Origin of the sequence: Comamonas sp. MYb69 (genome assembly GCF_037479315.1) — a bacterium.
Taxonomy (GTDB): domain Bacteria; phylum Pseudomonadota; class Gammaproteobacteria; order Burkholderiales; family Burkholderiaceae_C; genus Comamonas.
Genome location: NZ_JBBGZG010000001.1, coordinates 412,659 through 428,173, shown reverse-complemented (window position 1 = coordinate 428,173; position 15,515 = coordinate 412,659). Strand labels below are relative to the sequence as shown.

Here is a 15,515-nt window from a genome sequence, read left to right as displayed (position 1 = left end):
AAATCATCGCTGGCGGGCGCTGGCGCCTCAACCGGCTATCGCCGCCAAGCGCCGCATATGCTGGGCCCGCACCAGGTAGTGCTGGTGCAGCTCCTCGCCGCGCAGCACCAAGGTGGACTGCGGCACCTGCAGCGCCTGGGCCAGCTTGCCGATGGTGGCCAGCGACACTGCGACCTGTCCCCGCTCGACCTCGCCAACATAGGAGCGGTTCAGATCGGCCTGCGCGGCCAGCTGCTCCTGCGACCAGCCCATGGCCTCGCGCGAGCGGCGCACAGCCAGGCCGAAATGGTGGGAGAAATCATTCATAGCGCAGCCTCCTCGGCGGGCAAGACGGTCTCGCTCCGGGAGCGCTGCGCAGAGTTCTGTGCAGCGGCCTGCAGCGAGGCCTGGGTCACATGGGCGCCGGCGGCCACGCTCTGGGTCAGCCAGACATTGCCGCCAATGACGGCGCCAGCGCCCAAGGTGACGCGGCCCAGAATGGTCGCACCCGCATAGATCACCACGCCGTCTTCGACGATCGGGTGGCGCGGCTGGCCCTTTTGCAGATGGCCTTGTTCGGTCTGCACAAAGCGCTTGGCGCCCAGGGTGACGGCCTGGTAGATGCGCACCTTGCGGCCGATCACCGCCGTCTCACCCACCACCACGCCGGTGCCGTGGTCGATGAAAAAGCCCTCGCCAATCTGCGCGCCGGGATGGATGTCGATACCCGTCTCGCTGTGCGCGAGCTCGGCCACGATGCGGGCGAGCAGCGGCAGCTGCAGCGCATAGAGCTGGTGCGCAATGCGGTGGTGGATCAGCGCCAGCACGCCGGGGTAGCACAGCAGCACCTCGTCAACGGTGCGGGCAGCCGGGTCGCCCTCGTAGGCGGCCTGCACATCGCTGTCGAGCAGGCGGCGAATGCCGGGCAAGGCGAGCGCAAACTGGCGCGTCAAGGCCTGGGCCTGCTCCTCGGTGCCCGCCGGGCTGCGCTGGGTGTAGCGCAGCTCCAGCGCAATCTGGGTCTGCAGCCGGTGCAAGGCGGCATCGAGCGTATGGGCGACATAAAAGTCCTCGCTCTCCTGCAGCAAATCGTGCGGGCCCAGCCGCATCGGGAACAGCACGCCTTTGAGCAGACCCAGGTTCTGTGCCAGCGCATCGCGCGAGGGAAACTCGCGCCCGCCGGGCTCCTGGCTGCGCTGGTGGGACTCGCGCCACTGGCGGCGCTGCTCGGCCAACTGTGCGGCCACTTCTTGGATGGGGAAAGGGGTGGTCATGGGGTGCTTTCGTAGGGGATCAACGCGCGCTCATGGAGAGGGTCAGGGCTTCAGTCCTGCACCCAGGGCAGCTGGTGGAAGCGCCAGCCATCGCCGTGGCCGCGCTGCTGCAGCGCATCCAGCTCGCCTTCAAAGCCCTCTTGCACGTTGAAGACATGGCGAAAGCCCGCCGCTTCGGCGGCCTGGGCGGCCAGCACCGAGCGTTTGCCGCTGCGGCACAGCAGCAGCGCCACGGCGTCCTTGCCGCCGTGGGCGGCCAGGCGCGCTTCGAGCTCGCGCACAAAGCGCGGGTTGCGGGTCAGCGCCGTGCCCGTCGCCCAGGGGACATGGATGCTGCCGGGCACATGGCCGACAAAATGGCGCTCCTCGGCCGAGCGCACATCGACCAGCACCGCCAGCTGCTGCTGCACCAGTTGCCAGGCCGCCACCGGCGGCACGCTGCCGGCATAGCCCAGGGACTGCTCGTTCGCCGTTTTCCAGGCTGCCTCCAGCACATCGGGCAGGCTGATATCGGTTGTCGTCATAAAACGCCTCTAAGGTCAAATGGATGGGGATAGCCACCAATTTAGGCCTCTGGACGCCGTTGGAACAGGAATAAAAATGCGCTTGTACATGCGTTTTTCACATATACGAGGCCAGCCACCTGCGGCCTGCGCCTATAGATCTATTCACTGAATAAGGCTATATTGAAATCAGAGCCTCGCAGTGGACTGCAGCCCTTCAGCCCCGGCCCGCTGCGCAGTTCTGCGGTCGCAGTGCAACAGGCCAAGCGCTGCGGTCCTTCCTCAAAACAGGGCTGCAATGCCCGCTGTTGGCACCCTGCACTGTGCTGGCAACCGGCAATGACAGCCTCCTACAGGAGACAAAGATGGCTGTCATTACCCATTCCCATGATCTGCATTCGCCCGCCCAGGCCGGGAGCCCCCACCGGCGCCATGTCAGCGCCAAACGGGTCTGCCTGGGCCTTGTGCTGCTGTGCGTGGCCATCGCTGCACTGGCCCTGCCGCTGGTGCGCGACGGGCTGCAGCTGATCCAGACCCAGCTGCACTGGCCTGCGCTGTCTGGCTGGCTCGCCCAGGCGCCCATGGCCAGCTGGCTGATGATGTTTGTCTGGGGGGCACTGGTGCCGCTGTCCTTGATCGCGATGCTGCGCTACCACCGCAATGCGCTGGGGGTCGTCGTCGCGCTGGCCTTTGCCGCCGTGGCCGTCATCTGGTATGTACACATGCCCGCCCAATCGGGTTGCGCTGCGCAGTACAAGGACAGCATCTGGTGCTCGGTCATCGCCTGGGGCTACAGCCTGAGCCTGGGCATCAGCAACGCGGTCTACCTGTTTGCACTTGTGATGGCCTTGCTCGGCGGCATCAGCGTGGCCGCGATTCCTGAGGACGATGAAGAAGACTCTGGGCAGCAAACGGCCGCCCAGTAAAAAACGCTCAACGCTGGGGCATGTCGCGGTCGGTGTAGCACAGGCTCACCGTCGCATCCCCCGGGATCGGCGGCATGCTGGCATTCCAAGCCTCCCAGGCGGCCACCATAGCCTGCAGGCGCTCCGGTAACACGGTCGCCAGGTTGGCGCGCTCGCGCTCATCGGCGCGCAGGTTGAACAAATAGTCCACGCCGTCGACCCGCAGGTATTTCCAGTCGCCATCGCGCATCGCGCGCTGGCCCCGGTGGTTCATGCGCCAGAACAGCGGCTGATCCTGGTGCCAACCCGGGTCCTGCAACAGCGGCAGCAGCGATTGTCCGTCCCAAGGGTAGTCGGCAGCGGCCTGCGCCCCGCCAATCTCCAGCATGGTGGCGCTCCAGTCCATGGTCATGCAGGTCTGGCGGCTCTCGCCCGCAGGGGCGATGACGCGTGGCCAATGGGCCACCCAGGGCACGCGGATGCCGCCCTCGGTCAGGTCCATCTTGCCGCCCACCAGCGGCCAGTTGTCCGAGAAGCGCTCGCCGCCGTTGTCGCTGGTGAACACGATCAGGGTGTCGTCTGCCAGCCCATGCGCCTTGAGGCGCTCCACCAGGCGGCCAATGCCTTCGTCCATGTGGTGGATCATGCGCTGGTAGCTCTCGACATTGCCGCCATGCAGGTGGTAGATGGCCTGCTTGTTCTCGGCCAGCTCGCGCGACAGCGCCTCGTCGTCCCGGGTTTCCCAGGGCCAGTGCGGCGCGGTGTAGTGCACGCTCAAAAAGAAAGGCGTCTCCTGCTGCGCGCCAGCTGCCATGCGGTCGATATAGTCCACCGCATAGTCGCTGATCAGGTCAGTCAGGTAGCCGGGCTGCGCACGCTCGGCCTCGCCAAACCAGAGGTCATGCTGGCCGTTGGCACCACAGTGGCTGAAGTAATCCACCCCGCCCGACATGGGCCCGAAGAACTCCTCGTAGCCGGATTGGAGCGGGCTGAAATGCGGCGGGTAGCCCAGGTGCCACTTGCCCATCAAGGCGGTGCGGTAGCCTGCTTCTCGCAGCAGCGATGGCAAAGTGGGGTGGCTGGGCGGCAGGCCCAGGTCCGGGTTGCCGCGCGTGGCGGTGCGGATCGGCTCTTCAGCCGCGCCGCGCAGGCGGTACTGGTAGCGCGCCGTCATCAGCGCAAAGCGTGTGGGCGAGCAGACCGGCGAGTTGGAATAGCCCTGCGTGAGCTTGAGGCCCCCGGCGGCCAGCGCATCGATGTGCGGCGACACGGCGCCAAAGCTGGCATGGCGGCCGCCATAGCAGCCCAGATCGGCGTAGCCCAGGTCATCGGCCACGATAAAGATGATGTTCGGTCGTTTCAACACGGGGTCTCGCTCACAGTCATGGCAGGCCGGCACCCGGTCGGTGCGCGGCCTGCGTCTGGTATCTCAAAGGGCAGCAGATCAGGGCTTGTAGCCCGAGGCCTGGATCACCGGCGCCCACTGCTTTTTGTAGGCCTGCAGTGTCTTGGCGGTCTGCTCGGCGCTGCTGGCCACCGGGTCCAGGTAGTTGGTCGCAAACTGCTTGTACACGTCCGGGTCTTGCATCAGCTTCTGGATGGCCGCGGCATAGCGCTGCACCTGGGCGGCAGGCATGGACTTGGGCGCAAAGAAGGTGTTCCAGCCGGCGGCAGACAGGTTCACACCGGCCTCCTTCAGGGTCGGCACATCGGGCACGGCCGCGTTGCGGGCATCGCCACTGACGGCCAGCAGGCGCAGCTTGCCCGCCTGGTGCTGCTGCACCAGCGTGTCGAGCGTATCAACGGCAACCGGCACCTGGCCGCCCATCAGATCGGTGAGCAGCGGGGCCGAGCCCTTGTAGCCCACCGCTTCGGCTTCGACGCCGGCTTGCTGGCCGAGCATCAGCGCAAAGAAGTGCGGCAGGCTGCCAGTGGCAGGCACGCCGATATTGGCCTTGGCCGGGTTGGCCTTGAGCCAGGCGAGCAGGTGCTGCATTTCCTTGACCGGCACGGCGCTGGACACTGCGACGCCAAACACATAGCGGTTGACTTCGCTGACCGGCACAAAGTCCTGCTCGGCGTCGTAGCCCAGGTTGTTCACCACCAGCGGCGCCACCACCATGACGGCGGGGTTGGCCAGCATCAGCACCGGCTGGTTGGCGGGCGCGTTCTTCACAAACTGCGCGGCCACGCGGCCGCCAGCGCCCACCTTGTTGTCCACGATCACCGTACTGCCCAGGCTGGCCTGCAGCTTGTCGGCCACGATGCGCGCGACACGGTCGGTCGCGCCGCCGGGCGGGTAGCCGACGATGATGCGCAGCACGCCGTCCTGGGCCTGCGCGGGCAAGGCCCACAGCGACGAGGTGGTGGCCAGCACCGAGGCAGCCATGGCTGCGGACTGGCCGAGAAAATGACGACGTTGAACCATGGGGAGAGTCTCCGATGCTTATGAACAGGGGCCGCATGGGCGGCCGATGCCCTCTATGGTGCCGCGTTTGATCTAGCCTAAAGGCATAAGCTTTTTCAGCCTCCGCACAAGCGCCAGCGCAGCATGCCTGCACTGTAGAAAACAAGGGCACAATTGTTCTAATCAACCATCGCCCGGATTTACCCGCAGTGCCGCCCAGCCCTCTTGCCGATCCGCAGCAGCCCAGCGACCTGCTGCTCTACCGCCTGGCCAAGCTCACCGCGTCGGCGGGCCGGCTGGTCACGCGGCTGTGCGAGCGCCACTACGGCATCACCCGGCGCGAATGGGGCGTGCTGATGTGGCTGGCGCGCCAGCCCGGTCTGCAGCCCTCGCAACTGGCCGATCTGCTCGAACTCGACCGGGCCCGCATCTCACGCGCGATTGCCTCGATGCAGGCCAAGGGCCTGCTGCACAAATCCACCGAGACAGGCAACCGGCGCCGCGCCGCGCTGCAGCTGAGCCCTGCCGGCCAGCGCCTGCATGATGCGCTGCTGCCCCAGGTGCGGCGCATCAACACCGACCTGGTGGCCGCGCTCGACGCCGATGCGCTGCAGCAGCTGGACCAGAGCCTGCACAGCCTGCAGCAGCAGGCCAACCGGGCCGCGCAGGACGGGGCCAGCGATGCCGCCTTTCCGCCGCGCCAATCCGGCCACCGCCAGAACCACCTGGGCTGAGCCGCTGCAGAGGCGCAATCTGCGCGAACTTTGATCCATACCCTACCCGGGCAAACCGGCATCGCTGCCCAGGCATCGGCAACTGCGCGACAATCCTTGCCCATGAGCACGACATTTGCACCGCTGAGCAACGACACCTTCTTGCGCGCCTGCCGCCGCCAGGCCACCGACTACACCCCGCTGTGGCTGATGCGCCAGGCCGGCCGCTACCTGCCCGAGTACAAGGCCACCCGCGCACGCGCTGGCAGCTTCATGGGGCTGGCCACGAATGTGGACTACGCCACCGAGGTGACCTTGCAGCCGCTCGAGCGCTTTGCGCTCGATGCCGCCATTCTCTTCAGCGACATCCTGACGGTGCCCGATGCGATGGGCCTGGGCCTGTCGTTTGCCGAAGGCGAAGGCCCGCGTTTTGCCCAGGTGGTGCGCGACGAGGCCGCCGTGCAGGCGCTGGCCGTGCCGGATATGGACAAGCTGCGCTATGTGTTCGATGCGGTGACCAGCATCCGCCGTGCGCTGGATGGCCGGGTGCCGCTGATCGGTTTCTCCGGCAGCCCCTGGACCCTCGCCTGCTACATGGTCGAAGGCAAGGGCAGCGATGACTACCGCCAGGTCAAGTCGCTGATGTACAGCCGCCCCGATCTGATGCACCGCATCCTGGAGGTGAATGCCGACAGCGTGGCCGCCTACCTCAACGCCCAGATCGATGCCGGCGCGCAGGCGGTGATGATTTTTGACAGCTGGGGCGGCGTGCTGGCCGATGGCGCGTTCCAGCAGTTCAGCCTGGCCTACACCAGGCGCGTGCTGGGCCAGCTCAAGCGCCACGGCGCCGATGGCAGCGATGTGCCCCGCATTGTGTTCACCAAGGGCGGCGGCATCTGGCTGCCCGAGATGCGCGATCTGGACTGCGAGGTGCTGGGCCTCGATTGGACCGCCCACCTCGGCAAGGCCCGTGCCATTGTCGGCGGCGAAGCCGGTGGCCCGGGCAAGGCGCTGCAAGGCAATATCGACCCCAATGTGCTGTTTGCACCGCCCGAGCGCATTGCCGAGCAGGTGCGCCATGTGCTCGAGAGCTTTGGCACACCCCATACCGACACCAGCCGCCCCGGCCCCACGCATATCTTCAACCTGGGCCATGGCATCAGCCAGTTCACGCCGCCCGAGCATGTGGCCGCGCTGGTCGAAGCGGTGCACAGCCAGTCGCGTGCGATGCGTGCTTGATGGCGGCGGCTGAGCGCTGCTATATCGCCCATGCAAAAGCCCTGCCGTTTTAAATGGCAGGGCTTTGTTGATGGGGCAGAGAGCGTCGCTTCTCAGCCCTGCGGCGGCCGGTTCGCAATGGTCTGCAGCAGGTGCTCGGTGCACTGGACCATGCTGGCATGTTGCTGCGCCTCTTCGGAGGGGCACAGCGCCGCTTCGGCATCCGGCCCACCGGGCACGGAGACCCAGTGCAGGCGCGCGCCCAGACTGGCAGCGGCCTGCAGCAGGCTGGCGCTGCGGGCAATCACCGCGACCTTGCCCGCTTCCATGTTGAAGCGGTCCAGAATCTGGCGCAGCAGCGCGGCCTGGGCGTCCAGGCAGTCGCAGTGGTCATCGGGCGGATGGGGGCAGAAGAACACCGCATCGACCTTGGCGCCAACGGTGGCCAGCTCCTTGTACATCTGGCGGTGGTAGTCATTGAGTGCGGCGCAGTCGTAGAGGCCCCGGCCCAGACCGGGCTGGTTGGCCACCAGCACCACATGCCAGCCAGACAGGTTCAGCCGGGCGATGCTGATAGCGGCATCGGGCATGGTCTGCCAGTCCTGGTGACCGGTCAGCTGGCCCAGCACCGGCTGGCCGACAATACCGTCACGCTCGAGAATCGCAAGTTTCATCACAGGCTCCCTCCGAAGACAGGCTGCGGCACGCGGCCCTGGCGGGCGGCAGCCATGCACGATGGCGGCGCGCCCATCCAGCTTATCAGGCAGCGACCAGGCGCGACAGATCGGCGATACGGTTCATCGCCTCATGCAGGGTCGCCAGCAGGCCCAGGCGGTTGGCCTTGAGCGCCGGGTCTTCGGCATTGACCATCACATGCTCGAAGAAGGCATCGACGGGCGTGCGCAGCGCAGCCAGGGTCTGCAGGCTGGCGGTGTAATCGCCTTCAGCAAACTGGGCATCGGCCTTGGGTGCCACGGTCTGCAGCGCGGCAAACAGGTCCTTCTCGGCCTGCTCTTGCAGCAGCGCTTCGTCCACACGGGCGCGGACCGGGCCGTCGGCCTTCTTCAGGATATTGCCCACGCGCTTGTTGGCAGCGGCCAGCGCCGGTGCCTCGGGCAGCGCGGCAAAGGCACGCACCGCTTCCAGGCGCTTTTGCACATCGGCCAGGCGCTGGGGGCGGTAGGCCAGCACGGCATCCACTTCCTGGGCACCAAAGCCTTGCTCACGCAGGCTGCCGGCCAGGCGGTCATAGATGAAGTCGGCCAGCGCGGCGCTGGCGTCTTCGATCTTGTCGCCAAAGGCGGGCAAGGTGCTGACCAGCAAGGTGTCCAGGTCCAGCGGCAGGTCCTTTTCGACCAGCATGCGGATGACGCCCAGCGCGTGGCGGCGCAGCGCAAACGGGTCGCGGTCGCCGGTGGGCAGGTTGCCAATGCCGAACATGCCGACCAGGGTTTCGAGCTTGTCGGCCAGCGCAACGATCACGCCGACCTCGCCCCGGGGCAGCACATCGCCGGCAAAGCGCGGCTTGTAGTGGTCTTCGATGGCGTCGGCCACTGCCGCATCGAGCTGGTCGTTGAGCGCGTAGTAGCGGCCCATCGTGCCCTGCAGTTCAGGGAACTCGCCCACCATGTCGGTGATCAGGTCGGTCTTGGCCAGCTGCGCGGCCTGGTCCACCTGCTTGCCCAGCTGGGTGGCACCCAGCTGCTGCGCAATGCTCTTGGCGATGGCGCGCACGCGCTGCACGCGTTCACCCTGGGTGCCCAGCTTGTTGTGGTAGACCACCTTGTCCAGCGCTTCGACGCGCGAGGCCAGCGTCTTCTTGCGGTCCTGGTCAAAGAAAAACTTGGCATCGGCCAGGCGCGGGCGCACCACGCGCTCGTTGCCGCCGGTCACGGCCGATGCGTCGGCCGGGCTGATATTGCTCACCACCAGGAACTGGTTGGTCAGCGCGCCATCGGCAGCGAGCAGCGGGAAGTACTTCTGGTTGGCCTTCATCGTCAGGATCAGGCACTCCTGCGGCACACCCAGGAATTCCTTCTCGAACGCGCAGACCAGCACATGCGGGCGCTCGACCAGGGCGGTCACTTCGTCCAGCAGCGCTTCGTCATCGATCGGCTTGACGCCGCCGCCCACGCGCTCGGCCGCCGCCTGCAGCTGGCGCACGATCTCGGCCTTGCGCTCGTCAAAGCTGGCAATCACCGCGCCTTGCTCGGCCAGGATCTTGGCGTAGCTGTCGGCATCGGTGATCAGCAGCGGATCGACCAGCGCTTCAAAGCGGTGGCCATGTGTGGTGTTGCCGGCCTTCAGACCCAGCGCTTCGATCGACAGCAGCACCTCGGTGCCGTGCAAGGCCACCAGGCCATGCGCCGGGCGCACAAACTGCACGCTGCTCCAGCCGGGCAATTCGCAGTTGCCTTCGAGCTGGTAGGTCATGACCTTGGGGATAGGCAGCTTGGCGATGCTTTCGGTCAGCGCCTTTTGCAGGCCTTCGGCCAGGCTGACGCCAGCGGCCGTGCTGTCGTAGAACAGCGCTTCGGCCTTGCCATCCTGAGCACGCTTGAGTTGCGGCACCACCGAGGCATCCGCGCCCAGCGCGGCCAGCTTCTTGAGCAGGGCCGGCGTGGGCTGGCCATCGGCCGACAGGCCGACTGCCACGGGCATCAGCTTTTGCGACACCTGCTTGTCAGCGGCGCGCGGCAGCACGTCGGTGATCAGCGCGGCCAGGCGGCGCGGCGAGGCATAGGCCGTCAGATGCGAGCCGTCACCGGCCAGGCCCTGCGCGCGCAATTGCTGCAGCAGCACCTGGGCAAAGGCATCGCCCAGCTTTTTGAGCGCCTTGGGGGGCAGCTCTTCAACAAACAGTTCAACCAGAAGATTGGGAGAGGAAGTCATCAGGATTTCCGGGTATGGCGCAGCGCGAAGATGGACAGGCCCAGGGTCAGCAGCGGGAACCATACGTTGTAGAGTTCACTGACCAGGACCTGCACACCGCGCTGCGAGAAAAAGCGGTCTGCAGCAATGGGCGAGACGGCAATCGGTCGCCAAGGGCTGAAAAAACGTTCGGAGCTCAAAGGCCACAACAGGGCAATGCCGCTGCCGCCGCTGGTCATCATGTCCAGCAAGGGGTGCGACAAGGTGCAGAAAAACACCCAGGCAAAGCCGGCCAGGCGCGGCACTTTCCACCAGCGCGACAGCCACAGGCCCAGCAGGCCCATCAGCAGTGCAAACAAGGCCGTGTGGGTGATGCCACGGTGGGCCCAGATGCCACTGCCGGCGCTGCCGAACTGGTAGGGAATGCCATCGAAATCCGGCGCAATCGCGGCCAGCGCGCCCACCAGCAGCATGCTGGGCGGCACACGGCGGCTGCCCAGCGCCAGCGCTGCGGCAACCGGTACGGCGACATGCGTGAAGATCGTGGGCATGGGCAGCGCGGCGGGGCGTGTTTAGGCGGCAGCCTTGGGCGGGATCTGCGCGACCCACTCGCGCGGCGCCATCGGGAAGCCCAGGCGCTCGCGGCTGTCGTAGTAGCTTTGTGCCACGGCGCGCGCGAGGTTGCGGATGCGGCCGATGTAGGCTGCGCGCTCGGTCACGCTGATCGCGCCACGCGCATCGAGCAGATTGAAGGTGTGGCCGGCCTTGAGCACTTGCTCATAGGCGGGCAAGGCCAGCTGCTGCTCCATCAGCAGCTTGGCCTGCTTTTCATGGGCGCCAAAGGCCTGGAACAGAAACTCCGCATCGGAATGCTCGAAGTTGTAGGTGGACTGCTCGACCTCGTTTTGGTGGTAGACATCGCCATAGGTCAGGCCATCGGTCCACTGCAGGTTGTAGACGTTGTCCACGCCTTGCAGGTACATCGCCAGGCGCTCCAGACCGTAGGTGATCTCGCCGGTCGCGGGCTTGCAATCGATGCCGCCCACTTGCTGGAAATAGGTGAACTGCGTCACCTCCATGCCGTTGAGCCAGACTTCCCAGCCCAGGCCCCAGGCGCCCAGGGTCGGGTTTTCCCAGTCGTCTTCGACAAAGCGGATGTCGTTCTTCTTCAGGTCAAAACCCAGCGCTTCGAGCGAGCCCAGGTACAGATCAAGGATGTTGGCAGGCGCGGGCTTGAGCACCACCTGGAACTGGTAGTAGTGCTGCAGGCGGTTGGGGTTCTCGCCATAGCGGCCATCCTTGGGGCGGCGGCTGGGCTGCACGTAGGCGGCTTTCCAGGGCTCGGGGCCGATGGCGCGCAGGAAGGTGGCGGTGTGCGAGGTACCTGCACCCACCTCCATGTCATAAGGTTGCAATAGCGCGCAGCCCTGGTCGGCCCAGTACTGCTGCAGCTTCAAAATGATTTGTTGGAAATTCAACATGGAGAGTCTGGTGGTGGACGCAGCCTGCTGCTGGCGGCCCGCGAAGTGGGCGCGCAGCGACAAGATCGGACTGCATGCATGCCTTGCTGCCTGTCTGCACCAGCAAAGCGGTCAAAAACATTTGATTTTAGTGCTTTCAGCCGCGCCATGGGCGGCGATAGCCGAGCGCATCAGGGGCCAGAGCCGCCAAGCGCCATCCCTTGGCAAGGCGGGCAGGTGTTGGCGCCGCGCCTGCGCTGCATCAGCGATCTCATTTTGATAGCACACCAGGCCCGCTGACGGGGCCAAAAGAAAAGCGCCCGAAGGCGCTTTGTCAGAGAGGATGGCCGGTGGTGGCGATCAGGCCGCTTCCCAGCGCTTGAGCACCAGGCAGGCATTGGTGCCGCCAAAGCCAAAGCTGTTGGACAGCACCTGCTTCAACTCAGCCACGCGCGCCTTGGTAACCAGCGGCATATCGCCCACGGCGGGATCGGGATGGTCCACATTGGCCGAGCCGGCGATAAAGCCCTTCATCAGCATGATGAGGCTGTAGATCGCTTCCTGCACGCCAGTGGCGCCCTGCGAGTGGCCGGTCAGCGACTTGGTCGACGAGAAGGGCGGAATGCGGTCGCCAAACACCTTGCGGATCGCGTGCAGCTCAGGCACATCGCCCACCGGGGTGGAGGTGCCATGGGTGTTGATGTAGTCGATCGGTGCGTCCAGTCCTTCGATGGCCTGGGCCATCGCGGCGATAGCGCCTTCGCCCGAAGGCGCGACCATGTCTTCACCGTCCGAGGAGATGCCGAAACCGACGATCTCGCCCAGGATGGTGGCGCCACGGGCCTGGGCATGCTCCAGGCTCTCGAGCACCAGCGCACCGCCGCCGCCGGCAATGACAAAACCATCGCGGTCGCTGTCATAGGGGCGCGAGGCCTTGGTCGGGTCGTCGTTGAACTTGCTGGACATCGCGCCCATGCCATCGAACAGGATGGCCAGGCCCCAGGACAGCTCTTCGCCGCCGCCGGCAAACATCACGTCCTGCATGCCCCAGGAGATCTGCTGGGCGGCTGCACCCACGCAGTGCGCCGAGGTCGAGCAGGCGGAGGTGATCGAGTAGTTGATGCCCTTGATCTTGAAGTTGGTCGCCAGGTTGGCCGAGACGGTCGAACCCATGCAGCGCGTGACCTGGTAGGGCCCCACGCGGCGAATGCCCTTTTCACGCAGGGTGTCGGCCGCCTCGATCTGGTTGGCCGGCGAGCCGCCGCCCGAGCCCATGATCAATCCGGTACGTGGGTGGCTGATTTGTTCGGGTGACAGGCCCGCCTGGGCAATCGCTTGCTGCAGCGAGATCTGCGCGTAGGCAGCAGCATCTCCCATGAAGCGCAATTGCTTGCGATCAATGAACTCTTCGACATTGATGCGCGGAATGCCAGCGACCTGGCTGCGCAGGCCCATGTCCTTGAACACCGGCATGTGATCGATGCCGGAGCGGCCTTCGCGCAGCGAAGTCTCCACGGCTTCCAGCCCCACACCGATACAGGAGACGATGCCGGCCCCTGTAATAACCACCCGACGCTTCATGCTGCGTTTTCCTTGCCGTCGCCCTCGCGCAGGAACAACCCCACACGCAGGTCGTTGGCGACATAGATTTCCTTGCCGTCGGCGAGCAGTCGTGCATCGCCAATGGCCATGTTCAGTTTGCGCTTGATCACGCGCTTGATGTCGATTTCGTAGGTTACCAGCTTCACGTCGGGACCGACTTCGCCGGTGAACTTGACCTCACCGGCACCCAGGGCGCGGCCCCGGCCTGGCAGGCGCAGCCAGGTCAGGTAAAAACCGATCAGTTGCCACATGGCGTCCAGGCCCAGGCAGCCGGGCATCACCGGATCGCCCTGGAAGTGGCACTTGAAGAACCACAGCTCGGGGTTGACGTCCAGCTCGGCGACAATCTTTCCCAGCCCGTGCGCGCCGCCGTTTTCGCTGATCTCGGTGATGCGATCGAACATCAGCATCGGCGGCAGTGGCAAACGGCCACTTTCAGGGGTAAACAACTTGCCCTCACCGGAGGCGATCAGTTGTTCATAGGAAAAAGATTCAGCCATTGTCAGTCCAACTTCTGGTGGCGGTCACTCCGCCGCATTTCTCTGATGGTGCCCAGGCACCATTACCTGCAGGTACACATTATCCCGCTTCTGGGCCCGAACGTGCGAGACAAAGCCGTGGAGTGCGCTGTGCTTTGTGCCCCAAACCCGGGCTATCTGCGTTTTTTAACAGCAATTACATTTGCCAATGGCGGGGGTCTTCCAGCTGCCGCTACACGGCCCGCCGGGGGCAGACGCCGTCATCTGCCGGTAACTTACCCGCTTAAGACGGCATCTGCAGCGCCGGCTGAGCGCCCGGTGCTCAGCGCCGCCGGCCCAGCCAGGCCGCCAGCAGCACCAGCACACCCAGGCCCCACAGGGGCCAAAGCCCCCAGCGACCGGCCCACTGCGCAAACCAGGTCGGACCCGCATCCACGCCCTGTACCTGCGCTTGCAGCACCGCGCGGCTTTGGTGCGGCAGGATCTGCTGCACCACGCCAGCCCGGTTAATCACCGCCGTGGCGCCGGTATTGGTGGCCCGCAGCATGGGCCGCGCCAGTTCCAGGGTGCGCATGCGGCTGATCTGCAAATGCTGGTCGATCGCAATCGAATCGCCAAACCAGGCGATATTGCTGGCATTGACCATGATCGTCGGCGATTGCGCACTGTCCACAAAGCGGCTGGCCAGCTCTTCGCCAAACAAATCCTCGTAGCAGATATTGGGCGCCCAGCGCTCCCCCGCCCAGGCCAGCGAGGGCTGGTTCATGCCGCCCCGGTTGAAATCGCCCAGCGGAATCTGCATCAAATCGGTGAACCAGCGGAACATTGGCGGGATGAACTCGCCAAAGGGCACCAGGTGGTGCTTGTCATAGCGGTAGGCCTCGGCACTGCCGGGCACCAGGCCCACCATCGAGTTGGTATAGCCCTGCTCAAAATCGCCCAGCGGCACGCCGACCAGCGCCGCCTGCTGGCCGCTGGCAAAGCGCTGCTGCAGCTCCTGCCAGTAGCCATGCGGGGTTTGCTGCAGCAGCACGGGGATGGCCGTCTCGGGCGCAATCACCATGTCCGCCTGGCTTTGCTGCAGCTGCTGGGAATACCAGGCCAGCGCCATCGGAATGCCCGAGCTGGCCTGGAACTTCTCGCCCTGCGAGATATTGCCTTGCAGCAACTCCACCGATACGGGCTTGTTGGGCACCGCCACCACCGAGGCCTGGGGCAGGCGCTGGGCCAGCCAGAGCACCCCTGCCACCGCCAGCAGCGCAACATAGCCCGGCCAAAGCGCCACATGCGCGCCGCGCAGCCCCGCCAGCCACATCGCAGCGGCCGATGCGACGGCACCAATGCCGTAGACACCGATCCAGGGCGCCAGGCTTGCGAGCGGCCCATCGACATGGGCGTAGCCGCCGGCCCCCCAGGGGAAACCGGTCCACCACTGGCCGCGCGCCAGCTCGGCCAGCAGCCACAGCGCGGCAAACAGCAGCACCGCGCCGCTCAGGCGCTCGCCGCGCCAGGCCACAAACAGGCCGCAGGCGACGGCGTAGTACAGCCCCAAAAATGCCGCCAGCCCCAGCACCGCCAAAACCGCCAGCGGCGCCGGCAGGCCGCCATAGGTGTGCATGGAGATAAACAGCCACCAGAAGGTGGCGCAGAGCCAGGCGCAGGCAAAGGCCCAGCCGATCAGCAGCCCGTGCCAGGGCCGCTGCACGCGCATGAGTGCCGCAGGCAGCACCGCCAGCGACAGCAGCTGCAGCCACCACAGCGGCTGGCCATAGCTGGCCGGGAAACCATCGCTATGCCAGGGCCAGGCCAGCGACCAGGCTTGCAAGACCCCGGCGACCAGTGCCAGGCAGGCCCACAGCCAGGGAAAGCGGCGGGGTGACTCAAACAGGGAATAAGAAGAATAGGACGCGGGCACAGGTCAATCAGGGTTTGGCAGGGGAACCACCGCGCGCTCTTTGGGCACGGCCGCTGGGCGCACTATACGCGATCCCCCTCTGGAGCGGGCAGCGGCGCGGAGGGCCCAGCGCAGCTGGCGGCTACGTCGGGCAATGGTCGATAGAAAATAACAAATGCAGCAAATTCGCTACAAAAGAGAATGCATTTG

At 65.7% G+C, this 15,515-nt stretch carries 15 protein-coding genes; 3 read left to right on the top strand and 12 right to left on the bottom strand.

Translation table 11 applies throughout. The features are described from left to right. Positions 1-27: 27 nt before the first annotated feature. From WH303_RS01870 to WH303_RS01860, 3 genes are read right to left on the bottom strand one after another with little or no spacing between them, the layout of a single operon-like run. The gene (locus WH303_RS01870; RefSeq protein WP_021028780.1) at positions 28-306 is read right to left on the bottom strand and encodes a helix-turn-helix domain-containing protein; all 279 of its coding nucleotides are present in this window, start codon (positions 304-306) and stop codon (positions 28-30) included. Then, on the bottom strand, positions 303-1,253 hold the full coding sequence (gene epsC, locus WH303_RS01865; RefSeq protein WP_339516534.1) for a serine O-acetyltransferase EpsC: 951 nt from the start codon (positions 1,251-1,253) through the stop codon (positions 303-305). Before epsC ends, WH303_RS01870 begins: the two co-directional genes overlap by 4 nt. 50 nt (positions 1,254-1,303) lie before the next feature. Next, a complete protein-coding gene (locus WH303_RS01860) occupies positions 1,304-1,777 on the bottom strand; it encodes a rhodanese-like domain-containing protein (RefSeq protein ID WP_021028778.1) in 474 nt (157 codons plus the stop codon). 344 nt (positions 1,778-2,121) lie between these two features. Between WH303_RS01860 and WH303_RS01855 the strand changes: the two genes are divergently transcribed. Continuing rightward, positions 2,122-2,682, top strand: coding sequence for a hypothetical protein (locus tag WH303_RS01855; RefSeq protein ID WP_339516530.1), 561 nt, complete (start codon positions 2,122-2,124; stop codon positions 2,680-2,682). Positions 2,683-2,689: 7 nt separating this feature from the next. On the opposite strand, the gene WH303_RS01850 is transcribed toward WH303_RS01855, so the two are convergent. Then, positions 2,690-4,027: a sulfatase family protein gene (locus tag WH303_RS01850; RefSeq protein ID WP_339516528.1), complete on the bottom strand. Its 1,338-nt coding sequence runs from the start codon at positions 4,025-4,027 to the stop codon at positions 2,690-2,692. A gap of 78 nt (positions 4,028-4,105) precedes the next feature. Next, the gene (locus WH303_RS01845; RefSeq protein WP_445228245.1) at positions 4,106-5,089 is read right to left on the bottom strand and encodes a Bug family tripartite tricarboxylate transporter substrate binding protein; all 984 of its coding nucleotides are present in this window, start codon (positions 5,087-5,089) and stop codon (positions 4,106-4,108) included. A gap of 188 nt (positions 5,090-5,277) precedes the next feature. Here WH303_RS01845 and WH303_RS01840 point away from each other — a divergent pair, with 188 nt between their 5' ends. Together WH303_RS01840 and hemE are read left to right on the top strand one after the other, a co-directional pair. Next, positions 5,278-5,802, top strand: coding sequence for a MarR family winged helix-turn-helix transcriptional regulator (locus tag WH303_RS01840; protein WP_021028774.1), 525 nt, complete (start codon positions 5,278-5,280; stop codon positions 5,800-5,802). A 102-nt stretch (positions 5,803-5,904) separates the two neighbouring features. Then, on the top strand, positions 5,905-7,020 hold the full coding sequence (gene hemE / locus WH303_RS01835) for a uroporphyrinogen decarboxylase (protein WP_339516526.1): 1,116 nt from the start codon (positions 5,905-5,907) through the stop codon (positions 7,018-7,020). Positions 7,021-7,112: 92 nt separating this feature from the next. On the opposite strand, the gene WH303_RS01830 is transcribed toward hemE, so the two are convergent. The 7 genes from WH303_RS01830 to lnt all read right to left on the bottom strand — a co-directional run bounded on the left by WH303_RS01830 (position 7,113) and on the right by lnt (position 15,326). Further along, on the bottom strand, positions 7,113-7,673 hold the full coding sequence (locus WH303_RS01830) for a histidinol phosphate phosphatase (protein ID WP_021028772.1): 561 nt from the start codon (positions 7,671-7,673) through the stop codon (positions 7,113-7,115). Between the two features lie 85 nt (positions 7,674-7,758). Further along, positions 7,759-9,891 (bottom strand): glycine--tRNA ligase subunit beta, encoded by a 2,133-nt coding sequence (gene glyS, locus WH303_RS01825; protein ID WP_339516524.1) that lies wholly within the window; start codon positions 9,889-9,891, stop codon positions 7,759-7,761. Continuing rightward, positions 9,891-10,421, bottom strand: a complete 531-nt coding sequence (locus tag WH303_RS01820) for a metal-dependent hydrolase (RefSeq protein WP_339516522.1) — start codon at positions 10,419-10,421, stop codon at positions 9,891-9,893. Before WH303_RS01820 ends, glyS begins: the two co-directional genes overlap by 1 nt. A gap of 21 nt (positions 10,422-10,442) precedes the next feature. Beyond that, positions 10,443-11,351 (bottom strand): glycine--tRNA ligase subunit alpha, encoded by a 909-nt coding sequence (gene glyQ, locus WH303_RS01815; RefSeq protein ID WP_116926715.1) that lies wholly within the window; start codon positions 11,349-11,351, stop codon positions 10,443-10,445. A gap of 339 nt (positions 11,352-11,690) precedes the next feature. Continuing rightward, the gene (gene fabB / locus WH303_RS01810) at positions 11,691-12,911 is read right to left on the bottom strand and encodes a beta-ketoacyl-ACP synthase I (protein WP_021028769.1); all 1,221 of its coding nucleotides are present in this window, start codon (positions 12,909-12,911) and stop codon (positions 11,691-11,693) included. Further along, complete coding sequence (gene fabA, locus WH303_RS01805; RefSeq protein ID WP_339516519.1) at positions 12,908-13,432, bottom strand: bifunctional 3-hydroxydecanoyl-ACP dehydratase/trans-2-decenoyl-ACP isomerase; 525 nt, start codon at positions 13,430-13,432, stop codon at positions 12,908-12,910. The genes fabB and fabA overlap by 4 nt, the downstream gene beginning before the upstream one ends. A gap of 301 nt (positions 13,433-13,733) precedes the next feature. After that, the gene (gene lnt / locus WH303_RS01800) at positions 13,734-15,326 is read right to left on the bottom strand and encodes an apolipoprotein N-acyltransferase (RefSeq protein ID WP_445228244.1); all 1,593 of its coding nucleotides are present in this window, start codon (positions 15,324-15,326) and stop codon (positions 13,734-13,736) included. Positions 15,327-15,515 lie beyond the last annotated feature (189 nt).

What these genes read in the sequence shown, in the direction of transcription:
- WH303_RS01870 (WP_021028780.1), bottom strand. Translation starts at nt 306, where the DNA reads ATGAATGATTTCTCCCACCATTTCGGCCTGGCTGTGCGCCGCTCGCGC.
- epsC (WP_339516534.1), bottom strand. Translation starts at nt 1,253, where the DNA reads ATGACCACCCCTTTCCCCATCCAAGAAGTGGCCGCACAGTTGGCCGAG.
- WH303_RS01860 (WP_021028778.1), bottom strand. Translation starts at nt 1,777, where the DNA reads ATGACGACAACCGATATCAGCCTGCCCGATGTGCTGGAGGCAGCCTGG.
- WH303_RS01855 (WP_339516530.1), top strand. Translation starts at nt 2,122, where the DNA reads ATGGCTGTCATTACCCATTCCCATGATCTGCATTCGCCCGCCCAGGCC.
- WH303_RS01845 (WP_445228245.1), bottom strand. Translation starts at nt 5,089, where the DNA reads ATGGTTCAACGTCGTCATTTTCTCGGCCAGTCCGCAGCCATGGCTGCC.
- hemE (WP_339516526.1), top strand. Translation starts at nt 5,905, where the DNA reads ATGAGCACGACATTTGCACCGCTGAGCAACGACACCTTCTTGCGCGCC.
- WH303_RS01830 (WP_021028772.1), bottom strand. Translation starts at nt 7,673, where the DNA reads ATGAAACTTGCGATTCTCGAGCGTGACGGTATTGTCGGCCAGCCGGTG.
- glyS (WP_339516524.1), bottom strand. Translation starts at nt 9,891, where the DNA reads ATGACTTCCTCTCCCAATCTTCTGGTTGAACTGTTTGTTGAAGAGCTG.
- WH303_RS01820 (WP_339516522.1), bottom strand. Translation starts at nt 10,421, where the DNA reads ATGCCCACGATCTTCACGCATGTCGCCGTACCGGTTGCCGCAGCGCTG.
- glyQ (WP_116926715.1), bottom strand. Translation starts at nt 11,351, where the DNA reads ATGTTGAATTTCCAACAAATCATTTTGAAGCTGCAGCAGTACTGGGCC.
- fabB (WP_021028769.1), bottom strand. Translation starts at nt 12,911, where the DNA reads ATGAAGCGTCGGGTGGTTATTACAGGGGCCGGCATCGTCTCCTGTATC.
- fabA (WP_339516519.1), bottom strand. Translation starts at nt 13,432, where the DNA reads ATGGCTGAATCTTTTTCCTATGAACAACTGATCGCCTCCGGTGAGGGC.